The 22960-nt window shown below is 64.0% G+C and carries 25 protein-coding genes and 1 pseudogene; 11 read left to right on the forward strand and 15 right to left on the reverse strand.

Features of this window, described 5'->3' with window-relative positions; all coding sequences use genetic code 11:
• Positions 1-3: 3 nt before the first annotated feature.
• The 5 genes from AC1VV3_RS20470 to AC1VV3_RS20490 all read right to left on the reverse strand — a co-directional run bounded on the left by AC1VV3_RS20470 (position 4) and on the right by AC1VV3_RS20490 (position 4492).
• Positions 4-585: an outer membrane protein gene (locus AC1VV3_RS20470; RefSeq protein ID WP_431568138.1), complete on the reverse strand. Its 582-nt coding sequence runs from the start codon at positions 583-585 to the stop codon at positions 4-6.
• Positions 586-1011: 426 nt separating this feature from the next.
• Positions 1012-1524: an OsmC family protein gene (locus tag AC1VV3_RS20475; RefSeq protein WP_431568139.1), complete on the reverse strand. Its 513-nt coding sequence runs from the start codon at positions 1522-1524 to the stop codon at positions 1012-1014.
• Positions 1525-1550: 26 nt separating this feature from the next.
• On the reverse strand, positions 1551-2240 hold the full coding sequence (locus AC1VV3_RS20480) for a sensor histidine kinase (protein WP_482962332.1): 690 nt from the start codon (positions 2238-2240) through the stop codon (positions 1551-1553).
• Between the two features lie 236 nt (positions 2241-2476).
• The gene (locus AC1VV3_RS20485) at positions 2477-4102 is read right to left on the reverse strand and encodes an FAD-dependent oxidoreductase (RefSeq protein ID WP_431568141.1); all 1626 of its coding nucleotides are present in this window, start codon (positions 4100-4102) and stop codon (positions 2477-2479) included.
• A gap of 45 nt (positions 4103-4147) precedes the next feature.
• Positions 4148-4492 (reverse strand): response regulator transcription factor, encoded by a 345-nt coding sequence (locus AC1VV3_RS20490; RefSeq protein WP_431568142.1) that lies wholly within the window; start codon positions 4490-4492, stop codon positions 4148-4150.
• A gap of 241 nt (positions 4493-4733) precedes the next feature.
• On the opposite strand from AC1VV3_RS20490, the gene AC1VV3_RS20495 reads away from it, so the two are divergent.
• Entirely contained in the window at positions 4734-5120 is a 387-nt protein-coding gene (locus AC1VV3_RS20495) for a response regulator (RefSeq protein WP_431568143.1), read from the forward strand.
• Positions 5121-5420: 300 nt separating this feature from the next.
• Here AC1VV3_RS20495 and AC1VV3_RS20500 read toward each other — a convergent pair whose 3' ends face one another.
• The 3 genes from AC1VV3_RS20500 to AC1VV3_RS20510 all read right to left on the reverse strand — a co-directional run bounded on the left by AC1VV3_RS20500 (position 5421) and on the right by AC1VV3_RS20510 (position 6625).
• Positions 5421-5732 (reverse strand): hypothetical protein, encoded by a 312-nt coding sequence (locus tag AC1VV3_RS20500; protein WP_431568144.1) that lies wholly within the window; start codon positions 5730-5732, stop codon positions 5421-5423.
• A gap of 5 nt (positions 5733-5737) precedes the next feature.
• On the reverse strand, positions 5738-6160 hold the full coding sequence (locus AC1VV3_RS20505; protein WP_431568145.1) for a hypothetical protein: 423 nt from the start codon (positions 6158-6160) through the stop codon (positions 5738-5740).
• 309 nt (positions 6161-6469) lie between these two features.
• A complete protein-coding gene (locus AC1VV3_RS20510) occupies positions 6470-6625 on the reverse strand; it encodes a helix-turn-helix domain-containing protein (protein WP_482962333.1) in 156 nt (51 codons plus the stop codon).
• Positions 6626-6749: 124 nt separating this feature from the next.
• Here AC1VV3_RS20510 and AC1VV3_RS20515 point away from each other — a divergent pair, with 124 nt between their 5' ends.
• The gene (locus tag AC1VV3_RS20515) at positions 6750-7724 is read left to right on the forward strand and encodes an SDR family NAD(P)-dependent oxidoreductase (RefSeq protein ID WP_482962334.1); all 975 of its coding nucleotides are present in this window, start codon (positions 6750-6752) and stop codon (positions 7722-7724) included.
• A gap of 58 nt (positions 7725-7782) precedes the next feature.
• Here AC1VV3_RS20515 and AC1VV3_RS20520 read toward each other — a convergent pair whose 3' ends face one another.
• Positions 7783-8628: an aldo/keto reductase gene (locus AC1VV3_RS20520; protein ID WP_431568147.1), complete on the reverse strand. Its 846-nt coding sequence runs from the start codon at positions 8626-8628 to the stop codon at positions 7783-7785.
• A 100-nt stretch (positions 8629-8728) separates the two neighbouring features.
• Positions 8729-9823, reverse strand: a complete 1095-nt coding sequence (locus AC1VV3_RS20525) for a Zn-dependent alcohol dehydrogenase (protein WP_482962335.1) — start codon at positions 9821-9823, stop codon at positions 8729-8731.
• 221 nt (positions 9824-10044) lie between these two features.
• On the opposite strand from AC1VV3_RS20525, the gene AC1VV3_RS20530 reads away from it, so the two are divergent.
• The 5 genes from AC1VV3_RS20530 to AC1VV3_RS20550 all read left to right on the forward strand — a co-directional run bounded on the left by AC1VV3_RS20530 (position 10045) and on the right by AC1VV3_RS20550 (position 15152).
• On the forward strand, positions 10045-10701 hold the full coding sequence (locus AC1VV3_RS20530) for a response regulator transcription factor (protein WP_431568149.1): 657 nt from the start codon (positions 10045-10047) through the stop codon (positions 10699-10701).
• Between the two features lie 143 nt (positions 10702-10844).
• Positions 10845-11300: a (2Fe-2S)-binding protein gene (locus tag AC1VV3_RS20535; protein ID WP_482962336.1), complete on the forward strand. Its 456-nt coding sequence runs from the start codon at positions 10845-10847 to the stop codon at positions 11298-11300.
• Positions 11293-13446 (forward strand): xanthine dehydrogenase family protein molybdopterin-binding subunit, encoded by a 2154-nt coding sequence (locus AC1VV3_RS20540; RefSeq protein WP_482962337.1) that lies wholly within the window; start codon positions 11293-11295, stop codon positions 13444-13446. The genes AC1VV3_RS20535 and AC1VV3_RS20540 overlap by 8 nt, the downstream gene beginning before the upstream one ends.
• Positions 13446-14780 (forward strand): c-type cytochrome, encoded by a 1335-nt coding sequence (locus AC1VV3_RS20545; RefSeq protein WP_482962338.1) that lies wholly within the window; start codon positions 13446-13448, stop codon positions 14778-14780. The genes AC1VV3_RS20540 and AC1VV3_RS20545 overlap by 1 nt, the downstream gene beginning before the upstream one ends.
• 24 nt (positions 14781-14804) lie before the next feature.
• Positions 14805-15152, forward strand: coding sequence for a carboxymuconolactone decarboxylase family protein (locus tag AC1VV3_RS20550; protein WP_431568153.1), 348 nt, complete (start codon positions 14805-14807; stop codon positions 15150-15152).
• Positions 15153-15633: 481 nt separating this feature from the next.
• Here the strand turns inward: AC1VV3_RS20550 and AC1VV3_RS20555 are convergent, their stop codons facing one another.
• From AC1VV3_RS20555 to AC1VV3_RS20570, 4 genes and pseudogenes are all read right to left on the reverse strand, one after another.
• Positions 15634-16404: an SDR family oxidoreductase gene (locus AC1VV3_RS20555; RefSeq protein WP_482962339.1), complete on the reverse strand. Its 771-nt coding sequence runs from the start codon at positions 16402-16404 to the stop codon at positions 15634-15636.
• Positions 16405-16427: 23 nt separating this feature from the next.
• Positions 16428-16733 (reverse strand): alpha/beta fold hydrolase, encoded by a 306-nt coding sequence (locus AC1VV3_RS20560; RefSeq protein ID WP_482962340.1) that lies wholly within the window; start codon positions 16731-16733, stop codon positions 16428-16430.
• Positions 16734-16885: 152 nt separating this feature from the next.
• Positions 16886-17242, reverse strand: a pseudogene (locus AC1VV3_RS20565) (alpha/beta fold hydrolase); the annotation flags it as partial.
• Between the two features lie 35 nt (positions 17243-17277).
• A complete protein-coding gene (locus AC1VV3_RS20570; protein WP_482962341.1) occupies positions 17278-18072 on the reverse strand; it encodes an SDR family NAD(P)-dependent oxidoreductase in 795 nt (264 codons plus the stop codon).
• Positions 18073-18181: 109 nt separating this feature from the next.
• Here AC1VV3_RS20570 and AC1VV3_RS20575 point away from each other — a divergent pair, with 109 nt between their 5' ends.
• The gene (locus tag AC1VV3_RS20575) at positions 18182-19135 is read left to right on the forward strand and encodes a GlxA family transcriptional regulator (RefSeq protein ID WP_482962342.1); all 954 of its coding nucleotides are present in this window, start codon (positions 18182-18184) and stop codon (positions 19133-19135) included.
• Positions 19136-19766: 631 nt separating this feature from the next.
• Here AC1VV3_RS20575 and AC1VV3_RS20580 read toward each other — a convergent pair.
• Entirely contained in the window at positions 19767-20477 is a 711-nt protein-coding gene (locus AC1VV3_RS20580; RefSeq protein ID WP_482962343.1) for an alpha/beta fold hydrolase, read from the reverse strand.
• On the opposite strand from AC1VV3_RS20580, the gene AC1VV3_RS20585 reads away from it, so the two are divergent.
• The 3 genes from AC1VV3_RS20585 (at position 20469) to AC1VV3_RS20595 (ending at position 22891) form a co-directional block, all read left to right on the forward strand.
• The gene (locus AC1VV3_RS20585) at positions 20469-20807 is read left to right on the forward strand and encodes a hypothetical protein (RefSeq protein WP_482962344.1); all 339 of its coding nucleotides are present in this window, start codon (positions 20469-20471) and stop codon (positions 20805-20807) included. The two genes, AC1VV3_RS20580 and AC1VV3_RS20585, sit on opposite strands and share 9 nt — an antisense overlap.
• Positions 20808-21200: 393 nt before the next feature.
• Complete coding sequence (locus AC1VV3_RS20590; RefSeq protein ID WP_431568158.1) at positions 21201-21920, forward strand: cysteine hydrolase family protein; 720 nt, start codon at positions 21201-21203, stop codon at positions 21918-21920.
• A 140-nt stretch (positions 21921-22060) separates the two neighbouring features.
• Positions 22061-22891, forward strand: coding sequence for an alpha/beta fold hydrolase (locus tag AC1VV3_RS20595; protein ID WP_482963166.1), 831 nt, complete (start codon positions 22061-22063; stop codon positions 22889-22891).
• The last annotated feature ends 69 nt before the right edge of the window (positions 22892-22960 follow it).

A 22960-nucleotide genomic window follows, 5' to 3' on the forward strand; every position in this document is an offset into this window, starting at 1 on the left:
CGCTCAGAAGCGGAAGCCGACGCCGCCGATGATCTGGTTGCGCGAGAAGTCGTCGGAATAGTTCGAGTAGCGATACTCGCCGGTGACGAAGAAGCTCTGGGTCAGGGCGTATTCGACGCCCGCGCCGAGCCGGAAGCCCGACCGGTTGTCGCGCCGCTCGAACGCGACCGCCGTGCTTCCCGTCGCCGGGGTGAAGCGATCCGTGAACCGGGCATTCGTGTAGCCCGCCTTGCCGTAGAGGAGGACGCTCGGCGCCACGACGTAGCCGATGCGACCACCGGCGTAGAAATCGCGATCCGCACGCTCGCAGCGGCGGCCACCCGTCTCGGCGAAGCAGGACTTCTGCGTGGTGCCGGTAACTTCGACTTCCGGTGCCAGGCGGACGTTGCCGATCGCGATGTCGTATCCGGCGTTGCCGCCATAGACGAAGCCCGAGCCGTTCTCGCCGTCATGGTCGATGCGGTCCCAGCCACCGATGACCGTGACGCGCGGGCCGACGAAGGGCTCGTCCGCCTGTGCGAACGCCGGCACGCTGAAGCCGATGGCCGACACCGCGGCGACAGCGGCAAAAATCTTCTGATACATGGGGAGACTCCTAATAAGCGCCGAATGTCGGCCACTGGAGTCTGATTAGCGATTTCACCGGCAGGTTATTACAATACCAAGGTAATGGATATACCAAGTGACGTGATCTATAGACGCCACTCCGCAGACAATCTACTTTAGGAATGTCGCGATATTGCTTCTACATACCAATGTATCGGAGGAAAAAACATTGGAACGTGATCAGGCCGCTGCTCTGATGAACCCACCGATACCACCGTATGATGGCCCTGATGGCCAAGGGACTGCATGTTCGATTGGCTCCTTCCCCCCAAGGAGCATCCTCTCCAAGACTAGGGGCGGCCCTCACAGGCCGCCCCACTTTTCCTGGCAGCGATCTCGAAGATCGCGGATTGACCGGCCATTGGCGCGGCACGACGACGGGGCGGAGTCCGACCCGACGGCCGCTCAGGCAGTCTCGGTGAAGTCGAAGGAACCCCTGCCGACGGCGATCAGCGCTTCCATGTCCGCCATGTGCGAAGTAGCGGGCGCTGCGGTCGGCATGTCAGCGTCCGTCGTGACGACCGACGCCCCTCTCGTCAAAGTCCGATGCACCGGGCAGCGGTCGGCGATCTCCAGGAGGCGGCTTCGCTGGGTAGACTCCACCTCGCCTTCGAACTCGATCCTGCGCGTGAATACGTCGGGGGGATCGCATGCTTCGTCCCGGCGATGCCCCACTGCGGTGCAACGCACCTTCACGTCCCACCCCTTCCGCTCGATGTAGAGGAGAAGGGTCATCGTTGTGCAGGCGGCCAAGGCCGACGCGAGAAGCTGATACGGACTGGGTCCGGACCCGAGCCCGCCCGCAGCGACCGGCTCGTCGGCCATGAACTGCGCGCCGCCCGCGGTAACAGCGAGCTTGAACCGGCCCTCCGCCGTCTTCTCCGCAATGGCCTCATCCAGACGTTGGTCGATCTTCATTTCAGCTCCATTCGCAGGATCGCAACTTAACCGCGTTCGCAGACCTGACCCATGATGGTAACGGCCTTAGACGAAAAACCAGCTGTCGGGCGTTCGCCGGTCCACATCATGAAACGGGTGCCCGGGCTGGCGCTCTCCCAGGCATGCTGACCACCCAGCTTGCGTGACACCGCCTGAATGATGTGCGAGCCAAGCCCGTGCGATCCACCGTGGTGATGGCCGATGCCGACGCCATCGTCCTCGACGGCCAGCGTCCAGTCCCCAGAGGGAGTGACATCGAAGATGACGCGGACCTCACCGGGGACATCGACCTTGTAGGCGTGTTTGCACGCGTTCCCGACCAACTCCGTCACGAGGATTGCAAAGGCGGCGGCATGCTCATTCGGAAGATCGAAGTCATCCGCCCTCACCGTGATCGTGCGGCAGTCCCGGCTATCGGACACCAAAGCGCGAAGGGAGTCTCCGAGATCATCCAGGAAGACTCCCAGATTGATCGTATCGAGTTCGACTTCCCGATAGAGGCGCCGGTGGACGCTCGCCACGGCCTGGATCCGGCGCTGCGTCGCGGCGAGCACGCCGGCGGCCACCGGATCGTCCACGCACCGGCTATCGAGTTCGACGATGGCTGCGATAAGCGCCAGATTGTTGGCGATGCGATGGTTCATCTCGGAAGCCGCCAAGACGTCTTCGGCGAGGTGCAACGGGCGCGGATTCATATGAGTCACTCCACTCAACCCGATCAGCGGTGGCCACCCGGGCGAAAAGATCAGCCCGATCCCTTTCGGACATCACTTCCTCGCACCCGCGGACTGGCGCCCCCGAAAGGCATTAGCTCACAGTGACTTCGATAGCGCGTCGTTGGAGCGCGGTGCACCGGAACACCGGCGTGGGCGCTGCATACGTTGGTATGGAGTGGGGAACATCGCGCGCGACCGCCGGAGAATGAGAGGGCCTACCGACCGATGTTCGGATTCAGATAGTCCCACACCTGCGAAATGACCACGGAGCCTTCGCCCACCGAGGATGCGACCCGCTTCACCGAGCGAGCACGAACGTCGCCCACGGCGAAGATCCCGGGACACGACGTGGCGAACGAGGATGCACCGTGGGCCGCCTCCCCTGTCACGACGAAGCCCTTGTCGTCGAGTTGGACGAGATCCGATAGCCAGTCCGTGTTGGGCGCGGCACCGACCATGATGAACAGCGAGCATGCATCAACGCTCCGTTCGGCACCGTCCTCGGCGTTTCGCACGGTCACCCGTTGCAGGCGCACTTCCCCTTCCAGCGAAACCACCTCGGCCCCGTATTCGATCGTGATCGCCGGATCAGCCTCGAGTCTGCTGGAGAGATAGCTCGACATCGACGCCGCGAGGCTTCGGCCGCGCACGAGAAGCGTGACGTGACGGGCGGACCGGCTGAGATACATGGCTGCCTGGCCCGCAGAGTTTCCCCCGCCGATCACTACCACCGCGCCGTCATGACAGCTGCGTGCCTCGTTCTCGGTCGCAGCGTAGTAGACGCCGGCGCCTTCCAACTGGGCAAGCCCCTGAATCGGAAGGCGGCGATACTGCACGCCCGTCGCGACGACGACGGCCCTGGCCCGGACCCGCTGACCGTTGTCGAACGTGGCGCAATAGTCTCCGTCATCCAGCCGCTCGAGCACACTTACGCGGCGGGGCACGACGAACCTGGTGCCGAACTTCATCGCCTGCACCTCGCCTCGCCAGACGAGGTCCGCACCGGAGATGCCGGTCGGGAATCCCATGTAGTTCTCGATCCTGCTCGACGTCCCGGCCTGCCCGCCCACCGCGGTGTCCTCGACGACGAGGGCGCTGAGGCCTTCGGCACCGGCATACACGCCAGCGGCGACGCCCGCCGGACCACCGCCGATGATCACGACGTCGAAGGCTTCGTCATCGACGAGATCGCGCCCCAGACCCAGCAGCCGCGCGATGGACTCCGGTGTCGGATCCTCGACGACCGCCCTGCCGAAGATGACCATCGGGCCGGCCGCCTCGATGGCGCAGCTGCGGGCGGCGTGGATCGCCTCGTCACTCTCTGCGGGAAGCGAGGCGAATGGGATCCGGTTGCGGCTGGCGAAATCCTCGATCCGGCCGATCAGCCGATCCTCGTCCGCGCCGATGAGGATGAGCACGCTGTCCCTAGTGTCGAGCTGGCGCCGACGCCGCGCCGCGAACACCGTGATGATGATGTCCGACATCTCCGGGATGTGGGCCATCAGCCGCAGCATCTCGGCGCGATCCACCTCGATGACCTGCGTGGGTCGCGACGTCCGGAGGAGCATCGTCCAGTTACCACCGTCCAGGAATGCGATCTCACCCATGAACTGGGCCGGGCCGAGGGTGTAGGGAAGATGCCGCTCCTCGGTGAGCGGGTTCACCACCTCGATTTCGCCATCGATCACGTAGATGAAGCGATCGGCCGGTTCGCCGGGTTTCGCGAGGAAGACCCCGGCCGGGTATTCACGCAGAGCTCCAGCCGCACGCAGCGCCTCGACGTGCGACGCCGACAGCGGCGTCCGCTGCATCTCCTGCAGATCTCTGCCAATCGTCTCCATGAATTCGTGCTCCCGGGTGCAACCCCTCTGACGTTTGAAATCCGGCTATCCGGCGAGCGCTCGCTCTATGCAGTCTATCAATTCGTCCGGATCGAACGGCTTCCGTATGAAGCACCAGACGCCATGCAGATGCGCCTGACGCTCGATCTCGACGCTCGGAAACGCCGTTATCAGGATGATCGGCAGGCACTCGGCCTTGAGATGCTTCGCAAGATCGAGGCCGCTCCGGCCGGGCATCTGCACGTCGCTGATCACCAGGTCGAAGGCGTCCTCCCGATCAGATAGAAAAAGGTCCGCGGACGCAAAGAGGGTCGCATCGATCCCCATGCTCTCAACCAGGCTGCCAAGCGCCGACGCCACATCCTCATCGTCGTCCACGATCGCAATCAACTTCCGCGACCTAACCGGCGGTAACGCTTCACTCAAAAGACGGTCTCCTTCGACTCTCGACCATCTCTGCCGATCGAATCACATGGAACACACCGTCAGGGCATGCCCGACAGAATAACTCTCAATCTACAGCCCCGGACGCACAGACCCGACCCATACCGTGGTATTGGTTGCCGAGACATGCGGCCGGGGCTTACTCTATGTTGTTGACCGTCCGGTCTTCCGTCTGCCTGGAGCCGCGATGTCACTGTCCCTGCGCATAGCCGTCATCGACGATGACGATGAAATCAGGCTCGCGCTCGACGATCTCCTATCCAGCTTCTCCCATGTGGTGAAATGCTATGCTGACGGGAGCGCGTTCCTCGAAGACCAAGGGGAATTTCAACCGGACATGATAGTCACGGACTATCACATGCCGGGCATTACCGGGATCGAGACCATCAGGAGGCTTAGAGCAAGCGGGAACTCGACACCCGTGATACTTATCACTGCGTTCGCCAACGAGACCGCGCGCAAGGAAGCCATCGGAGTGGGTTGCCTTGCCCTACTGAAGAAGCCTTTCGATCCGAACGAACTGATAAGACTTATCGAAGGGGCAGCGGGCAGCTGCCCTCCTCACCATGCCTGAACGCAAGGGTTTCCAGCAGGTCTTATGGTGAAGGTGCGGCTGTTTCTCGGGCAACAGGTTCCGCAGTGAAACCAGCAGCGCTGCATATCCCCAGTTAACATCGATCGCGACGTCGGGTCTCGCATGAAGGCGATCAGCGCGAAAGTCCAAGGCGCTCGCACCTTGGGCGGGCCCTGTGGGTCAGGGGGCGTAGGTCCTGCTCGTGCTCTCCTCTGCGCCTCGACGAAAGGTCTTCGGAGCGCGAACGCATCAAGGTTCAAGTCGCCCGGCGGCGCGTATCCATGCCGAGCCGGACGATTATCAGAAGCCTTCGATCACGGTCTTGCCGATGACTTTGCCGCGCTCGACGATGCCATGCACCTCCTTGAGGTTGGCGGCATTTATCGGTGACGAGGTGCGAGTCAGCGTCTGCAGGACGCCCGCGTCGACAAGGGCCAAAACCTCCTCGGGCAATTTGTGCTGCTCAATCCTGTCGGGGTTGACGTCGACGGGGTTCACCGACACCGCCTTGACCCAGACGAGGATGCCACGCGGCCCCGGCAGCGGTTGTGGGATCTCCAGATCCAGGAGGAAATCGACACGGTCGATTGCTCCCGCCTCGTTGTAGCTCACGGCCTTTATATCGGCATCTCCATGATATTGGTTCCCAGCGCAAATCGGGGGTGGCCGAGCAGCGCGCCATCGCCGTTATCGAACGTCCGCCGTTCAGTTTCGCATGGCCGCGGATCGCTCACGCTTTCAATGAGCGCCTCTAGCTGATCCTCCGACCAGCCGGCCATGAGGAAGCGCCCGACCTCGGCGCTCGGGATTCCCCAGCCGCACCGGCCCGCGATGCGCGCGGTGTGGCGGAGCGTCTCCAGGCACGGGCCTTCCGGCTCGTCGCCGCCGACGAGACCGACCAGCGCTTGGCCGAACGGTGAGCAGGCTAGCGGCAACGATCCGGGTCGCGAGCCCATCGCGATTACGAGCCACTGAAGCGGAGTGAACGGCGAAGCGCTTGCGGGAGCGTCCGGCGCGGCGGTGGCTTTGATCTCGAACATGATGTCGGGGCTCCGATTGAAAGGGGCCGATCCTTGCGGTCCCTTCATCTTGCCCGGTGATCGAGGACCGAACCATTCTACGGAAGATGATGGAGCCCCTTACCTCGGTATGGCGGGCGGAGCTTCAGATCTCGGGCGGGAGCTGCTCCGTCAGGTGCTCGATAAGGACCCTCAAACGCCTGAGGTGCCTCAAATCCTCGTGACAGCCGAGCCAGAGCTCGCGGGACGGCGGCGCGTCGGCTCTCCCTCATCCGTCAGTAGGAAGCCGGGAGCCGACCGCTGAAACAATGCCGAACCCACCGCCCCCTATTACGCGCGGAGCCTGTGGTCAGCCATCGGTAGGCTGAGCCGCAAATGGCGCGCAGCGGAGGTCAGCGTGCCCGCCCGCGCGATCTCGAGGAAGAGCCTGACGTCATCCCAATTAATTCGATCTACGGAGTGCCGTCCAGCCATACTGCCAATCATTCATCCATGCATGGCAGATCGGATGCAAGCGATGTCTCCTCCACCGGAATGCATACCATCGGTCAGGTTGGCTCGCCCACCGGACAACGCGATATCGGTGTCAAACATACCCAGGAGCTTAGCGATGGATCACCGAGAGCACGATCGTCCGGTCGATGAGAAGGCGCAGCAAGATGCCGCTCTCGACGAGGCACTCGAAGAGACCTTCCCCACAAGCGACGTCATTCAACTCAGCGCGCACCCCGAACGGGAACTGGACGGTGAACCTTCCCGGCGCACATGGTTCGTGACCGGCAGTGCACGGGGGCTCGGCCGGGAAATCGTGTCGGCGGCCCTTCGAGCCGGGGATCAGGTAGTGGCGACCGCCCGCGATGTCTCGGCGCTGGCCGAACTCGAGGCCGACTATCCGGATCGGATGCTCGCCGTCGAACTCGACGTCACGGATGAGGCGATGGTGATCAACGCGGTGAAGCGCGGAATCCGTGCCTTTGGCGGTGTAGACGTGCTGGTGAACAATGCCGGCTACGCCGATGTCGCATCCGTTGAAGACATGACGTCCGAAGACTTCAGACGACAAATTGAGACGAACTTCTTCGGTGTGGTGAACGTGACGCGCGCCATCCTGCCGATCGTGCGGGAGCAGGGCACCGGTCACATCCTCCAGATCGCGTCGGTCGGGGCCCGTCTGGCGGTCGCAGGACTTTCTGCCTACCAGAGCGCAAAATTCGCAGTTCGGGGCTTCTCCCTCGTCCTTGCGCAGGAGGTGGGACCACTTGGGATCAAGGACACCGTCGTGCAGCCGGGGGGCATCCGCACCGACTGGGCGGGATCATCGATGAAATCGCCGAGGCCGAGCGAGCCATACGAGGCGACCGTGGGCCGAAGGACGGACATGCTTCGCTCCAATAGCGGCAAAGAGACCTCGGATCCGGCGCGGATTGCGCAGATTCTCTTGGAGATCGCTGGAAAACACGACACACCGGTCGAACTTCTGCTTGGCAGCGATGCGCTGGAATTCTCCAACAAGGCTGCAGAGGCTGTCGCCGCGTCGGACCTGAAATGGGCCGACGTCACACGAAGCTCCGACTTCGCCGTCTGACGATGCAGGCCGGAGCGTCTACGAGAGCATCAATGCCCTAATAACTGGGTTGGCGCGACTATCGGCCAGCGGCATCAAGCTGCTCGAACTCCTCGTCGGTCAAGGTGATGGAGAGGGCTCGGACGTTCTCCTCCAAATGCTTGACCGATGAGGTTCCCGGGATGGGCAGGATCACTCGGCTCCGCCGCAGAAGCCAAGCGATCGCTATCTGGCCCGAGCCAACACCGTAACGCGCAGCGATCCGCTCAAGAATCGACCCCGGTTCCGTAAGCCGACCAGCAGCCAGGGGGAACCAGGGAATAAACCCGATGCCGTTCGCGTCGCAGTAGTCGAGCACGTCCTCACTGCCGCGATCCGCAAGATTATAGCGATTCTGCACCGTGGCGACCGGAAAGACCGCGCGGGCGGCCTCGATATCGTCAATGCTTACCTCGCTAAGCCCCGCATGGCGAATGACGCCCGTGTCCATCAGCTGCCTGATGACTGCGAACTGCTCGTCGCGAGGCACCTGCCGGTCGATCCGATGGAGCTGCCAGAGGTCGATCCGTTCTACTTCCAGCGCCTCGCGGCTGCGCAGCGCCTGCGTCAGGAGATATTCGGGATCCCCGCGGGGCACCCATTGATCGGGTCCTGGGCGGGTCAGACCGGCCTTCGTCGCAATGTGCAAGCCCGAGGGATAGGGGAAAAGCGCCTCGCGGATCAGCGGCTCCGACACGCCTGGACCGTAGCTGTCGGCGGTGTCGATCAGATTGATGCCAAGTTCGGGGATTCGGCGGAGCGTCGCGAGAACCTTCTCCCGGTCGGCTGGAGGCCCCCAGATGCCCGGCCCCGTCACCCGCATGGCGCCGTATCCGAGACGGGAGACCTTCAGGTCCCCGCCGATCGAGAATGTCAGATCGTCCATGTTTCGCCTCTCGTGCAGCAGCTTGGAGTTAAGGACGCGGAGCTGGACACCGAAAGCGACTTCGCACCCGAATAGATATACAGCTTCATCACATTGCTGATCAGAACGAGGTAATGACCGAGCGGGCGATCGCGCCGTGCTTCAGGTCCTCATAGGCTTCGTTGATCTCGGAGATGTTCACCTCCCGCGATATCAGATCGTCGAGATTGAAACGGCCTTGGAGATATAGATCCGCATACATCGGGATGTCGTGCTTGATGTTGCTCGACCCCATGAACACGCCCTTCAGCTCGATCTGCCGGACGATCACGTCGAGACCCGCGACCGGGAAGGTCTGGCCGGGACGATGCAGACCGATGAGATATGCAGCACCGCCGGGACGGACGACGGCGACGGCGAGTTCCGACGTGACCGGGAGACCAATGACCTCGAAGGCATGGTCTGCGCCGCGCGGCAGGATCGCCTTGACGGCAGGAACGGGATCACCCTCGCCAGAATTGATGAAATCGGTCGCGCCGAACTTGCGGGCCAACGCCTCCTTGGCGGGCTGGTTGTCGATCGCGATGATGTGTGAGGCGCCCGCGAGCTTCGCGCCTGCGATCGCGTTCAGACCCACTCCGCCGATACCGATGACCACGACCGTGTCGCCGGTCTTCAGGTCTGCTGAGTTGATCGCGGCGCCCGCGCCGGTGATCACGCCGCAGCCCAGAACAGAAGCCTGCGGAAACGGCACCTCGTCGGGGATCTTCACCAACTGGTTCTCATGGACGAGGGTCTGCTCGGCGAACGCAGCGATGCCCCAGCCGGTGTAGACTGGCGTGTCGTCGGAGGAGCGGGTGAGCCGCTGACCATCGCTGGCGGCCCGCATCGTCTCCTCGGGATGCTCGCACTGGTAGGTGCGGCCTGACAAACACGACACGCAATGACCGCAGAACTGAACGAGCGAGCCGACCACATGGTCACCGACCTTCAACTCGCGGACATCGGGACCGACCTCCCGCACCACGCCGGCCAACTCGTGACCGAGAACCGCCGGGAGCGGCGTGCCGTAGTTGGCCTCGGCGAGGTGGAGGTCCGAGTGGCAGAGACCGCACGCCTTCACGTCGACCAGGACCTCGCGGCCCATCGGCGCGTCGATGCGGACCTCCTCGATGTCGAAGCGGACCTCGTTTGCGTTCAAAACTGCTGCCTTCATGCTCAATCATCCTCATTCGGCGATTGCCCACCGGAGGGGGCCTTGCTCGCCTAAGGATGGCGGATTGAGCCGGGTCAGCCAGACCTACCCCGGTATGGGTGCAGCCTCACTGGGTATGCCGAATTGGCTACGACGCCAGACCCCATACCGAAGTATTGTGTCGCTCGATCGACATAGCTGGCATCTATGGTCGATATCAGGCAACTTAGGACACAGCTAAAATGGAGGCCGCGTTGTTGAGTCAAGCGAAGGCGGCCAGTGGTATTGGCACGGTTCAGAAGCCAGTGGTCCTGGTCGTCGACGACGATCCCGACATCCGTGAGAGCCTGACCGACATGTTCGAGTCCGTCGGCATGCGGGCGGTCGTCTATGGAACGACGGCCGAAATGCTGAGCGATACGCTTCCTGATTGCCCAAGCTGCCTGGTGCTCGACCTGAGGCTCCCCGGCTCAAGCGGTCTGGAGCTCCAGTCGCAGCTGGCGAACCAAGGCATCGACATCCCCATCATCTTCATCACCGGTCATGCTGACGTGCCGACCAGCGTCCGCGCGATGAAGGCTGGCGCCCTCGACTTCCTATCGAAACCCTTTCGAGAACAGGAGCTTCTCGACGCGGTCGCTGATGCGCTCAGACGTGATGGCGAACGGCGCCTCCAGCAGCGCGAGCGCGACTCCGTCCGACAGCTCGCGCAGCAGCTCACCTTGCGCGAAACCGATGTGTTGCGCGGCGTCGCGCGTGGCCTCCTCAACAAGCAGATCGCGTTCGAGCTGGGCATCACCGAGGTGACGGTGAAGATGCACCGGTCGAGCGCCGGCAAGAAGCTGAAGTCGATCTCGGTCGCCGACATGATCCGCAAGATCGAACTGCTCGAGCTCTAAAGGCGCCCGCCGGGAGCCGACCGACGCCCTTTCCAAGCAGCGGCAGCCCACCCCAACCCGTCCAATGGCGTCCTCGGCCATACCAGGGTATGGCTGTGCCGCCGATCACCCGTGCGGCAACCTCCCCTCGCAGGGAGGACAGCATGGTCGAGATCAACATCAATGATGAGAGACGCGAGACGAGCGTGGACGGCGACACGCCGCTGCTCTGGGTTCTCCGCGACATACTGGGCCTGACTGGGACGAAGTTCGGCTGCGGCATCGCCCAGTGCGGTGCGTGCACGGTCCACGTCGACGGTGAAGCCGTTCGATCTTGCAGACTACCAGTCAGCGCAGTCGGCAAGCGGGCCATCACCACGATTGAAGGCGTAGGCTCCACGGCGATCGGTGCCGCAGTTCAAAAGGCGTGGCTCGATCTCGAGGTCATCCAGTGCGGATACTGCCAGTCGGGGCAGATCATGGCGGCCGCGGCGCTCCTCGCCTCCAATCCGAAGCCCGACGACGACGCGATTGACGCCGCCATGTCCGGCAACATCTGCCGGTGCGGCACCTACGTCCGCATTCGCGAGGGTATCAAGCAGGCCGCGATCCGTGCCTGAGGCCGCTCTCTCAAGGCGTGACGCCCTTCGCCTCGCTGCCGCGGGAGGCGCCGTCTTCCTGCTCGGCGTCAATCTCCGCAGTGCCAGCATCGCCGCCGTCTCCGATGCGACTACGGCAGCCTTCGCCCCCGACGCATTTGTCCGCATAGCCGGCGATGGACGCGCGACCCTCATCATGCCTCAGACCGAAATGGGTCAGGGCATCTACACCGCGCTCTCGATGCTGATCGCGGAGGAGCTCGACCTTCCACTCGACGGCGTGACGCTCGAGGCAGCGCCCGCAAGCGACAAGCTCTACGGCAACCCCATCTTCAAGGTGCAGGCCACCGGCGGCTCGACCTCGGTCAGGGGCTATTGGCTCCAGCTGCGCAACGTGGGCGCAAGCGCGCGTGCAATGCTCGTTGCTGCCGCAGCTCGTCGCTGGCGCGTCGATCCCGCAGGCTGTCGGACCGAGGCCGGCGCGGTCATCCACGACGACAGTGGGCGCCGCGCAGAATACGGAACGCTCGCCGGCGCCGCGATGCGAGAGACGCCGCCGACACAGCCTACGCTCAAGAGGCCCGAGCAATTCCGGCTCATCGGCCGGTCGCACCGTCGCCTTGACACACCAGAGAAGACGAACGGTTCCCTGAAATATGGCATTGACGCGATGCCTGAGGGCGTCCGCTTCGCGAGCCTCGCCTGCGCGCCCGTCACCGGCGGGAAGATCGCGCACATCGACGATACGCAGGCGCGTGGACTGCCCGGCGTCAGCCAAATCATAGTGCTCGACGATCTCGTCGCGGTGGTCGCGGACACCAGCTGGGGCGCGATGCGTGCCCTCGCCGCCATCGACATTCAGTGGAGCGACGGAGAGTTCGGTTCTCTCTCGACGGAGCACCTGCGGACCGCCCTCGCCGAAGCAGGCAGGTCCGAGGGAGCGGTCGCGGTGGATACTGGCGCGAAGCCGAAACTCTCAGGCGAGGAGGTGATCTCCGAGTTCTATGAGCTCCCGCTGCTCGCCCACGCCGCTATGGAGCCGATGAACTGCACCGTGCAAGTTACGCCGGACAGTTGCGAAGTCTGGGTCGGAACTCAGGTCATGACGATGGCCCAGCGAGCCGCAGCGGAGGAGGCCGGGCTGCCGCCAGAACGGGTGACGGTTCACAACCATCTGATCGGTGGGGGCTTTGGTCGACGGCTCGAGGTGGACGGCGTCCGCAAGGCCGTCCGCATCGCCCGCCACGTCGATGGGCCCGTCAAGGTCGTCTGGTCCCGCGAGGAGGACATTGCCCGCGCGCCGTATCGATCTGTCTATGGCAGCTGGATGCGAGCGAGCGTCGAGGACGGCAAGCCGGTCGCCTGGGGCCACAAGGTCGTCGGGCCGACGGTCGTGGGTCGCTGGCTCCCTCCCGCCTTCGATGGGAAGATCGACAACGACGCCGTCGATGGCGCCGCCGAGACGCCCTACGACTTCCCATCAAGCTACGTGACCTGGGTGCGACACGAACCACGGGGCATCAACACCGCCTTCTGGCGCGGCGTCGGTCCCAACATGAACGTGTTCGCGACTGAGAGCTTCCTCGACCGCGTGGCGCGCGAAGTCGAAAGTGATCCGCTCGAATTCCGCAGAAGCCTGATTGGGAAGCAGGTGCGCGCACGCGCCGTGCTCGATCTGGCCGCTGAAAAGGCCGGTTGGGGATCGTCCCTACCCGACCGGCATGGTCGCGGCATCAGCCTGCAATACGCCTTCGGCACCTATGTCTGCACGATCGCCGAGGTTTCGGTCGACGACGAGGGCGGCGTCCGGGTGCTGCGGATGACCTCAGCGGTGGACTGCGGAACGCCGGTGAATCCGGACGGCATCGTCTCCCAAATCCAGGGAGGGATCGTATTCGGCCTTTCCGCAGCTCTCCACGGTCGCATCACGATCGCCAACGGTCGCACCGAGCAGAGCAACTTCCACGACTACCGGGTGGTCCGGATGGACGAGACGCCGCGGATCGAAGTCCATGTCGTGCGTAACGCGGAGGTGCCCGGTGGCATCGGCGAGCCAGGGACAGTCTCGGTCCAGGCAGCGGTCGCCAATGCGATCTACGCGGCCACGGGCGTCCACCTGACCCGGATGCCCGTCGATACAGCCCGGCTGGCGAAAGGGGCTCTGTGATGATCGGGCGCCGCCGAAACCTGCTCATGCTCATCGGAGCCGCGCTCCTCGTCTTGCTGGTGGTGGCGTGGCGGATGCTCTTCCTCCCGGACGCCCTCGCCTTCGCTGGCGGAACGCGCGTATCGCTTGCGGAATACACGCGTGCCCCGCTGACGGGCGTGCCCGCCGAACTGGAGAATGCGGATCCCCTCACGAAGGGGCGTTACCTCGCTGAGGCGGCGGATTGCGCCGCATGCCACACGGCGAAGGGCGGCACGCCATTTGCCGGAGGCCGTCCCTTCAAACTGCCCTTCGGCACCATCTACACACCCAACATCACGCCAGATCGCGATACTGGAATCGGCGCGTGGACGGATGCCCAGTTCCTGCGCGCGGTGCACAAGGGCATCGGACGCAGCGGCGAGCGGCTCTATCCCGCCTTCCCCTACGCGTCCTATACGATGCTGACGGACGACGACGTGCTCGCGATAAGGCGCTACCTCGCGTCGTTGCCTCCGGTCAGCAGACCCAATCAGCCGAACACCTTCGCGTTCCCGTTCAACCAGCGCTGGCTGATGGCGATCTGGGGCACGTTCTTCAATCCGGGCAAGCGGTTCGAACCGGTAGCCGAGCGGAGCCCGCAATGGAACCGGGGCGCCTATCTTGTCGAGGCTGCCGGACATTGCGGAGAGTGCCATACGCCACGCACCCTCATGCAGGCGATGAACACCCGGGCCAAGTTCTCCGGTGGCCAGGCAGAGGGCTGGAACGCCTACAACATCACCGGAGACCGGCTGAGCGGCATCGGCGCCTGGACCGACGCCGAGCTCGCCCAATATCTGTCGAAGGGTCACGCTGAAGGGCGTGGCGTTGCGTCAGGGCCGATGGCGGAAGCCGTTGAACTGAGCACGAGCCGCCTGACCGCGTCCGACATCGCTGCGATGGTCGCGTATCTTCGCACCATCCCAGCCGTGCGCACCGAGGCCTCGCCTGAGATGGCAGGCCCCGCCCCTGCCCTCGCCAGCGCCGGTCCCGGGGACAACCTCCCCGGAAAGCGGATATTCCAAGGCGCCTGCGCCAGCTGCCACGCCTGGAGCGGCCGTGGGGCGATCACCAGCGACCAGCAGCTCACCGGCAACCGCGCGGTGAACGACGGCACCGCCGCAAACGTCGCGATGATGATCCTCAACGGCACGGGCGGATCCCCCGAGCGAGCGGGTGCATACATGCCGAGCTTCCGAGCCGCCTACACCGACGCCGAGATCGCGGACGTGGCCAACTACGTGACCGCGCGCTTCGGCTCCAAACCTTCCCGCATCAGCGCCGAAGACGTGAAGCGCGTGCGCGAGGAATAACTTCAAACCACAGGAGAACACGCAATGCACATGATGGACTGGAATGGATATCGCGACCAGGTGCTCGCCGGCGTCGGCGGCATCGGCAAGCTCACGCCCGACACCACGCGCGGCTACGCCATGCTGGGCGGTGCCGGTGCGAAGACCGGGCACCTCGATCCCAAGACGCGGGAGCTGATCGCAGTGGCCTGCGCGATCACGTTGCGCTGCGACGGCTGCATCACGGTTCACACCAAGGCCGCCCGCGAGGCGGGTGCTACCGAGGAGGAGCTCGCCGAGGCGCTCGCAGTCGCGATCTCGCTAAACGCAGGTGCCGGACTGGTCTACTCCACCCGCGCGATGGATGCGTTCGCCGCCTCGGCCGAGTTGTGAGAACACGGACGGCCGGAGGCGTGACCGCCCCCGGCCGTCGTCGCCTCCAGAAGAGCTAATCTACTTCCTGGGAGCGACCGACTGCACTTCGTCCGTCCAGATTTCTTGGTCAGGCTCAAAGATGTCACCCTAGATCGCTTTGACCGGGCGTTGCCACCCGTGGCTTGTTTTGACCTAGACTATATGCCTGCCATTTAGGTGAGAATGGACGTCGCTCCTGAACGCGCCCGCTTCCGAACCGGTGGCCCGCCCGCCCGGAGGATACTCGAAGCGAACGGCAGGACAGACAAACAGGCGAGGATCGCGGCGATGCAGGCGTCACCGATCGCAGGGCGTATGGCGGCAAACACGATGATCGCCGTGGCGGTCAGAATTGCCAGTGGCGGCGTTGCGCGACCTACCCCTCTTCTCTTCATTCTCCCAACTCCCTGAGAGTTGCGGGTTCCGGAGGCCGACGGTCTCGGAACCCGCCTCTGCGTGATCAGGCCGCCAGCGGGACGGGGATCGGATTCTCGACCATCGCAGCGTTGAAGCCGTTGACCACGGCATGCTCGCTAGCACCCGGATTGTCGCGGAACGCCTTGATGCCATCGACGATGATCTCCTCGTCGTCGGTTGCCAGCTTCGTCATGGTCTCCGCGATGAAGTCGTCGAGCGGCATCGCGCGCGGGTCGCCGCTCTTGCCGATGAGGTCGGTGTCCACCCATGGCGGAGCGATCTCCTGCACCAGCACCGAGCTGTCGCGCAGCATGAAGCGCTGCGAAAGCGTATAGGTGTGAAGCGCCGCCTTGCTGGCCGAGTAGACGGCGTTGGTCGCCAACGGCACATAGGCGAGAACCGACGTGTTGTTTATGACCACGCTGCGCGGCTGGGCCTTCAGGTGCTCGATCAGCGCCGAGGTCATGCGGATCGGCCCCAACAGGTTCGTCGTGAGGATCGCTTGGCTGACCGCATCGTCCACGACGCTTGAGGGATCGTCGAACGGCATGATGCCGGCATTGTTAATGAGGACGTTGAGATTGGGAAAACGCGACGTCAGCTCAGCGGCCGCCGCCTCGATGCTCGCGGGATCGGTGATGTCGAGCCGGAGGCCCGCCATGCCGGGGTTGGCCGCGACCACCTCGTCAATGAGCGCCTGACGGCGGCCGGCGACGATGACCTGATTGCCCAGCTTGTGGAACTGCTCGGCCAGCGCGCGGCCGATGCCCGACGTCGATCCGGTGATGAAGATGGTGTTGTCAGTCAGTTGCATGTCTCTTCTCCGAGGTAAAATGTTCAGTCGAGGTCGCCGCCGCTGCGGATCCAGGTGGCGACGAGGTTTGCGTCTTCGGTGGAGGCGTCCTCCCAGACAAAGTGTCCGGCGTTGAGGACCACGTGTCGGCAGTGAGGAAGGATGCGCTCGAGCAGTTCGCCGTTGGCAGGCGGCACCAGCGGGTCGGTCTGGCCCGAGATGACCAGGACCGGAGTTCCGATCTTCCCGGCGAAAGCCTGAAGGATCGGCAGATCGCGTGGATAGGCCCGGACATATTCCGCCGCCTCTCGATACCGCCCATCCGCGGAAGAGAGGCGGTAGTCCTCCATGACATCGGCCGGGGCTCCGTCGCCCCCAGTGCCTTGATGCCCTCGACGATCACTCGAGCATCCTTGCCGACATCCAAGCCCTCCACCCGGCCTTCGATGATCCCGCGCAGGCGCTCACCGACGAGACTCATGTCCGTGCCACCGCTGCCGATCGTGATCGTCGCGAAGAGGTCGGGTGCGTCATGGGCTGCGAACAGCATCGCGGCGGTTCCAACGTCCGGACCGACGGCATGGCAGCGCTCGATGCCCATCCGATCAAGCAGCCGAATGATGAACGCACCCATGCCCGCAGGAGAGAGAGCCGTCGGATTGGCGTCCGAACGCCCGAAGCCCGGCAGATCCACCGCGACCAGCGGACCGAGTTCCGCCAACTGGGTCCAAACCTTCCGAAACGCGTAGAGGCTTTGAGGCCATGCGCTCGTCAGGAGGATCGGAACGCCGGCCGTGCGCCCTCCCCGGACGATCCGCAGCGCGAAACCGTCCAGTTCGATCGTCTCAGGCTCCGGCATGACCTCCGCCAGGCCCGCTCTCTCGCCCACGGCGCTCACGACACCTTCGCGAGATAGCGAGCACCGGGTTCGGCATGGGCCAGATCAGCGGAGATGCGACGGCGCAGGGCCTCGTATTCATCCCAGAGCGCTCCGTCCTGAAGCGGCGGAATGGTAACCACCTCGCCCAGGTCGAGACCAGCCAGAGCCGCGTCGACCATCTTCTCGGCAGGCATCGCCAGCGGGCTGTCGGCGTATGTTCCGAAGCCGGCGATTTCCCAGAACTCAGTGGCCGTGCCGCCGGGCAGGACAGTCTGGACCCGCACGCCCCTGTCTCCAAGCTCATGCTGGAGCGACTGGGTGAAGGCGAGCACGAAGGCCTTGGTGCCACCATACACACCGTTGAGAATTTCGGGTCCGATCGCGACGATCGAGGAGATGTTGATGATCGTTCCAGTGCCACGGGCGACGAAGGCCGGTGCCACCGCGTAGCTCAAACGCATGAGCGCCGTGACGTTGAGATCGACCATGAGCTCCATTCGCTCGACGTCTGTGTCGAGAAGCGGGGTCACGCCGCCGAAGCCGGCATTGTTCACCAGCATCGTGATCGAGGCGTTGTCACGAAGGACCTGCTCGACCCGGAAGAGGTCGTCGCCGTCTGAAAGGTCGGCGGTGAGCACGTTGACCGCGCGGGCGGCCTCGTCGCTGATCCGCTCCGCGACGGCCTGCAGACGGTCGGTGTTGCGCGCGACGAGAATCAGATCGTAGCCGCGCTTGGCGAGCCGATCGGCATAGATCGCCCCGATCCCACTCGAGGCGCCGGTGACGAGCGCAGTTCCCATGTTGCTCATTGGAAGTCTCCTTCTAGGCCGCCCGTTGCGGTCGAGTGATAGTTAGGCTTGAAAGTGTGCGTCCGAAATGACATAGAAACGTCATTTCAGGACATTCCAAGGGCACGCCATGCGCAAGGTCGGTTTCATCCTGCATCCGGGCTACTCGCCTATGAGCCTGGCGGTCGCGACGGTCTTCGAGATCGCCAATCTGCAAGCCGGCGAGGCCGTCTACGACGTGCAGATGCTCTCCGAAACAGGCGGGCCGGTCCGGACGTCCGTGGGGTTCGAGGTGATGACGACGCCGTTCTCGGGAGAGCCGCTGGATCTGCTCGTCGTGGGTGGCAGCATGGAGGACGCGACGCCCGAGGTTGTTGACTTCGTCCGCATGGCGCCGAAGTTCGCCCGGCGCATCGCCGCGCCTTGCATTGGTGCCCTGGTCCTGGCGGAGGCGGGGCTTCTGGACGGCAGGCGCGCAACTACGCACTGGATGTATGCGCGCGGGATGGCGGAGCGGTATCCTCGGATAAAAGTGGAGGAGGACCGCATCTTTATCGCCGACGGGCCAATCTGGACATCCGCGGGCATGACCGCCGGCATCGATCTCGCTCTCGCTCTGGTCGAAGAGGATCTCGGCATGGAGGCCACGCGCTTCGTGGCGCGAAAGCTCGTCGTCTATCATCGCCGCAGCGGCGGTCAGTCGCAGTTCTCGACCCTTCTCGAACTCGAACCCAAGTCGGACAGGATGCAGGCGGTGCTGACCTTCGCGCGGCGCAACCTCACCAGCCGGTTGTCGGTCGAGGACCTCGCCGAGGTGGCGCATCTCTCGCCGAGGCAGTTCAGCCGCGCGTTCCAGACCGAGACCGGGCAGTCGCCTGCAAAGGCCATCGAGCATCTCAGGCTCGAGACGGCCCGCACGCTCATGGAGGACAGCAACCACTCGATCCACGTCGTCGCACAGCAGACGGGGTTCGCGGATCGGGACCGTATGCGGCGAGCGTTCCTGCGGACCTTCGGTCAACCTCCGAACGTGATACGTCGCGCGGCGCGCGGCGCTGTGGCACCTGATCTCATCGACGCCTGACATGGTCGCTAAGGCCTCAGAGCCTCGCGAGGAGGGTGAAGAGCAGCGTCGCGAGGAGGCCGCTTGATCCGATCGCCGCACGCAACGCCGCCTGCGAAAAGTGCCTGCCGTAGATGCTCATCGCTCACCTCGCTCTAGAAGGTGCCGGGCCAGCCTGCTGCGGGGGCGATGCAGCATCAGGGGGGTGGGTCTTGCTGGCCCGGTCGATGCGAATATCGCCGAACACCCAGCCGCCAAACAGCCGTCCGCCGGTCGGTCGAACCTGTTCTTTGGTAGGGGTCGCAGTCGACGACGTCATCCAGAGGCGCGTAGCGAGCATTTTGGCTTGACGCCTCCTGCTACCCTTCGAAACCGAAACGAAAGCGCAGTGCTTCAACAGCTTCGGGGAGGCGGTGTCGCAGGCGAATGGGTCGTGGCGCTGCAAGGGAATCCGCAGCGCGAGCGCGATCGCGTCCGCGAACCCGCAGGTCCGGCTGGCCTGGCTGGGCGGCACCGACTAACAGACACAGAGTCATAACGACACGGACGACCGCGTGTCGCCAGCGGCACTCGATGAACTAGGCGAATTCAACCTCGGCCATCAGCGCGTCAGCGAGCTGGCGGACCAGCTCGTGCGCGCCAAGCCGCCGACCTAGCCGTCGAGGAATATCCGGGCATGCTTCAGGAAGAGCTCCGGGTGCTGGAACTGCGAGGCATGCCCCGCGTCCGGATAGATGACCAGCTGCGCATCTGGAATGTGCTGCTGCAGGTGGAAGGAATTGATCGTCGGCAGCATCACGTCGAGCGTGCCGTTGACGATCATCGTCGGCGCCGTGATCGCCGCGAGGTCCGCGAAGCGCTCGCCGTGCGGCTCGAGCCAATCGCGACCCGCCAGCTGCTGCGCCATGATGCCCTCAGGCGCCGTCGGAGGATCGCGATCCTCGGTGCGCTCCATGCGACGCTCCCAGAACGCCCGACCTGCCGCCTTGCCTGTCTCCGAATGCCCGAAGAACAGCCAGAGGAAGTCGTCCTGGTTAGCATTTCCAGTCGCGCGCTGCCGCACCTCGACGATGAATGGCGAGGGCTCGCCGCCGCGTGGGCTGGTGCCGCACAGGATCAGCCGGTTCAGCCGCTGCGCGTTCGCCTTTGCGAACGCCTGGGCGACCATGCCGCCGAACGAGAAGCCCAGAAGATCGAACTTGTCGAGGCCGATCGCATCCACGAAATCGAGGATGGCGGCCGCCACACCCTCTATCGTCCGCGGCGTCTCACCAGTCGAGCCACCGATGCCGGGGAAGTCGACGAGGATCACCTCCCGTCCTTCCGCCAACCCATTCGTAAGGAGAGGATCCCAATGATCCATGCCGCCAGTGAAGTGCTGAAGCAGCACGATCGGCGTTCCCGTCGCGTGACCGAAACGACGGTATGCGAAATTCGTGCTACCGACTTCGACGTGACGCGCAGGCGCAGTCTGATGATTATCCATTACGATTCTCCTCTGCCGCCAGAACTGGAGCGTCGCCGGTCGCAAGGCGATACCTACGATGGTCTGGGGCGGCTTATCGGTTGGTCGTCACCCGTGGACAGGATGACGCGTCGCGTGGACGGAACTCATCAGCGACGGCTTCTTAAATGGGCTGGCCGAACACTGGCCGCGGCGATTGCGCTGTCTGGCTGCGGCAAGGGCTCCTGAACACTTTAACGAACGCCGCCGAGGGCATGCGCGATACCGGAGACATCGTGCAAAGACCGGGACGATTGTGATTGTCGAAGTCAGGTTCGCGGATAGCGTTTCGGGCACTTAACAGGAGAAGCCGGAACGGCTCTTCCAGCCGTTCTTCACGACAAATCCCAAAGCCTCGGCGTGAGCCTTCAGAGCTGCTGCACCACGGTCAAGAAACGGGGTCAGCTGAACATGCGCAATTCAGAGAGCGCCAGAGCCGCAAACACCTTTGCTCCCCATCGCGGTAACAGCCTCAGCCGCCCAGGCGCACCGACCATGGTATGGGCGCGCGCCGCCCCTAGTAGAATGGCGCACAGCAGCACGCAGCCGCATGATCATCACGCAACCTTCACGAGGAGCGTGATGACCTACACCCCCGCCAACCCGGCCTATGCCGATCCGCTTGAGCCCGCGCTGCCGCCGAGCAACTTCACGCTCGATATCGAACGGGTGGCGCTCGTCATCACCGATCCGCAGACCGATTTTCTCGGCGAGGACGGTGCCGCATACGCGGTGTTCGCTGAGAGTATCGCCGAACACGGAACGGTGCCCAACCTGCGCAAGCTGATGGAGGCGGCCCGCACCGCCGGGATCCCCATCATCATCTCGCCCCACTACTACTATCCCCATGACGACCGCTGGAAGTTCAACGCACCTGGCGAGGCGCTCATGCACAAGCTCGGCATGTTCCAGCGGAAGGACCCGCTCTCTGTCGACGGCTTCGAAGGCTCGGGCGCCGACTGGCTGCCGGCCCTGAAGGACGTGATCGAGGATGGACGGACCGTGGTCTGCTCACCCCACAAGATTGCCGGTCCCCAGACCAACGACACCTTCTTCCAGCTGCGGAAGACCGGAGCCACCCAGGTTATCCTCGCCGGCATGGCAGCGAACTTCTGCGTGGAATCCCACCTGCGCGACTTCGTCGAGCACGGGCTGGAGGTCGTAGTCGTCCGCGACGCGACTGCAGGAAGCAAGATTCCTGAGGGAGACGCATACGCAGCCGCGCTGCTCAACTTCCGCTGGCTGGCCAACGCACTCTGGTCGACCGAGGAAGCCGTCGAGAACTTGAAAGGAGCCGAATGACTGCGTTTCTCGAACCGGGCTGGACGCCGGAGACCAGCCGCCGCGAGCTGCTTGGCGGCATTGCCGCCCTCGGCCTAGTCGCCACCCTTCCCGCCTGCACCCAGGCCAACACCTCGCCAGACGTCAAAGGAAACACCACCATGGCAACCATCACTCTCAAGGACGGAACAGAGATCTTCTACAAGGACTGGGGTCCCAAGGACGCGCAGCCCGTAGTCTTCCATCACGGCTGGCCGCTCTCGGCCGACGATTGGGACACGCAGATGCTGTTCTTTCTCAGCAAGGGCTTCCGCGTGATCGCCCATGACCGCCGCGGTCATGGCCGTTCGACCCAGACCGACACCGGCAACGACATGGACACCTACGTCGCCGACCTTATCGAATTGACCGATAAGCTCGATCTGAAGAACGCCGTCCACATCGGCCACTCGACCGGTGGTGGCGAGGCAGCCCGCTACGCGGCCCGCGCCAAACCAGGCCGTGTAGCCAAGGTTGTGCTCGCCGGTGCGGTGCCGCCGGTCATGGTGAAATCCGACAAGAACCCTAGCGGCTCGCCGATCTCCGTGTTTGACGGCCTCCGTAGCGCGCTCGCAGCGAACCGCGCCCAGTTCTTCCTCGATCTGGCCAGTGGTCCCTTCTACGGGTTCAACCGCCCGGATGCGAAGGTCATCCCTGCGACCGTGCAGAACTGGTGGCGGCAGGGCATGATGGGCGGCGCCAAGGCGCATTACGACTGCATCAAGGCCTTCTCGGAAACCGACTTCACCGAGGATCTGAAGAAGATCGAGGTGCCGACGCTCGTCATGCATGGCGAGGACGATCAGATCGTCCCGATCGCGGATGCCGCCTTGCTTTCGGTGAAGCTCCTCAAGAAGGGCGAGCTGAAGACCTACAAGGGCTATCCCCACGGCATGCTCACGATCCACGCCGACGTGCTCAACCCGGAAATCCTGGCGTTCATCAAGGCCTGATTTGGTCGCGGTTATCCGAGAGCTGAAAATCTGAGGCTCTCCGCATCAAGTGGTGCGGGGAGCCTTGGT

The organism is Novosphingobium sp. BL-S-34 (assembly GCF_056857015.1).

Bases quoted from the DNA above. Each gene is read 5' to 3' on its own strand.
- AC1VV3_RS20470 (WP_431568138.1), bottom strand. From the start codon at position 585: ATGTATCAGAAGATTTTTGCCGCTGTCGCCGCGGTGTCGGCCATCGGC.
- AC1VV3_RS20475 (WP_431568139.1), bottom strand. From the start codon at position 1,524: ATGAAGATCGACCAACGTCTGGATGAGGCCATTGCGGAGAAGACGGCG.
- AC1VV3_RS20480 (WP_482962332.1), bottom strand. From the start codon at position 2,240: ATGAATCCGCGCCCGTTGCACCTCGCCGAAGACGTCTTGGCGGCTTCC.
- AC1VV3_RS20485 (WP_431568141.1), bottom strand. From the start codon at position 4,102: ATGGAGACGATTGGCAGAGATCTGCAGGAGATGCAGCGGACGCCGCTG.
- AC1VV3_RS20495 (WP_431568143.1), top strand. From the start codon at position 4,734: ATGTCACTGTCCCTGCGCATAGCCGTCATCGACGATGACGATGAAATC.
- AC1VV3_RS20505 (WP_431568145.1), bottom strand. From the start codon at position 6,160: ATGTTCGAGATCAAAGCCACCGCCGCGCCGGACGCTCCCGCAAGCGCT.
- AC1VV3_RS20510 (WP_482962333.1), bottom strand. From the start codon at position 6,625: ATGATTGGCAGTATGGCTGGACGGCACTCCGTAGATCGAATTAATTGG.
- AC1VV3_RS20515 (WP_482962334.1), top strand. From the start codon at position 6,750: ATGGATCACCGAGAGCACGATCGTCCGGTCGATGAGAAGGCGCAGCAA.
- AC1VV3_RS20520 (WP_431568147.1), bottom strand. From the start codon at position 8,628: ATGGACGATCTGACATTCTCGATCGGCGGGGACCTGAAGGTCTCCCGT.
- AC1VV3_RS20525 (WP_482962335.1), bottom strand. From the start codon at position 9,823: ATGAAGGCAGCAGTTTTGAACGCAAACGAGGTCCGCTTCGACATCGAG.
- AC1VV3_RS20530 (WP_431568149.1), top strand. From the start codon at position 10,045: ATGGAGGCCGCGTTGTTGAGTCAAGCGAAGGCGGCCAGTGGTATTGGC.
- AC1VV3_RS20535 (WP_482962336.1), top strand. From the start codon at position 10,845: ATGGTCGAGATCAACATCAATGATGAGAGACGCGAGACGAGCGTGGAC.
- AC1VV3_RS20545 (WP_482962338.1), top strand. From the start codon at position 13,446: ATGATCGGGCGCCGCCGAAACCTGCTCATGCTCATCGGAGCCGCGCTC.
- AC1VV3_RS20550 (WP_431568153.1), top strand. From the start codon at position 14,805: ATGCACATGATGGACTGGAATGGATATCGCGACCAGGTGCTCGCCGGC.
- AC1VV3_RS20555 (WP_482962339.1), bottom strand. From the start codon at position 16,404: ATGCAACTGACTGACAACACCATCTTCATCACCGGATCGACGTCGGGC.
- AC1VV3_RS20560 (WP_482962340.1), bottom strand. From the start codon at position 16,733: ATGGAGGACTACCGCCTCTCTTCCGCGGATGGGCGGTATCGAGAGGCG.
- AC1VV3_RS20570 (WP_482962341.1), bottom strand. From the start codon at position 18,072: ATGAGCAACATGGGAACTGCGCTCGTCACCGGCGCCTCGAGTGGGATC.
- AC1VV3_RS20575 (WP_482962342.1), top strand. From the start codon at position 18,182: ATGCGCAAGGTCGGTTTCATCCTGCATCCGGGCTACTCGCCTATGAGC.
- AC1VV3_RS20585 (WP_482962344.1), top strand. From the start codon at position 20,469: ATGATCCATGCCGCCAGTGAAGTGCTGAAGCAGCACGATCGGCGTTCC.
- AC1VV3_RS20580 (WP_482962343.1), bottom strand. From the start codon at position 20,477: ATGGATCATTGGGATCCTCTCCTTACGAATGGGTTGGCGGAAGGACGG.
- AC1VV3_RS20590 (WP_431568158.1), top strand. From the start codon at position 21,201: ATGACCTACACCCCCGCCAACCCGGCCTATGCCGATCCGCTTGAGCCC.
- AC1VV3_RS20595 (WP_482963166.1), top strand. From the start codon at position 22,061: ATGGCAACCATCACTCTCAAGGACGGAACAGAGATCTTCTACAAGGAC.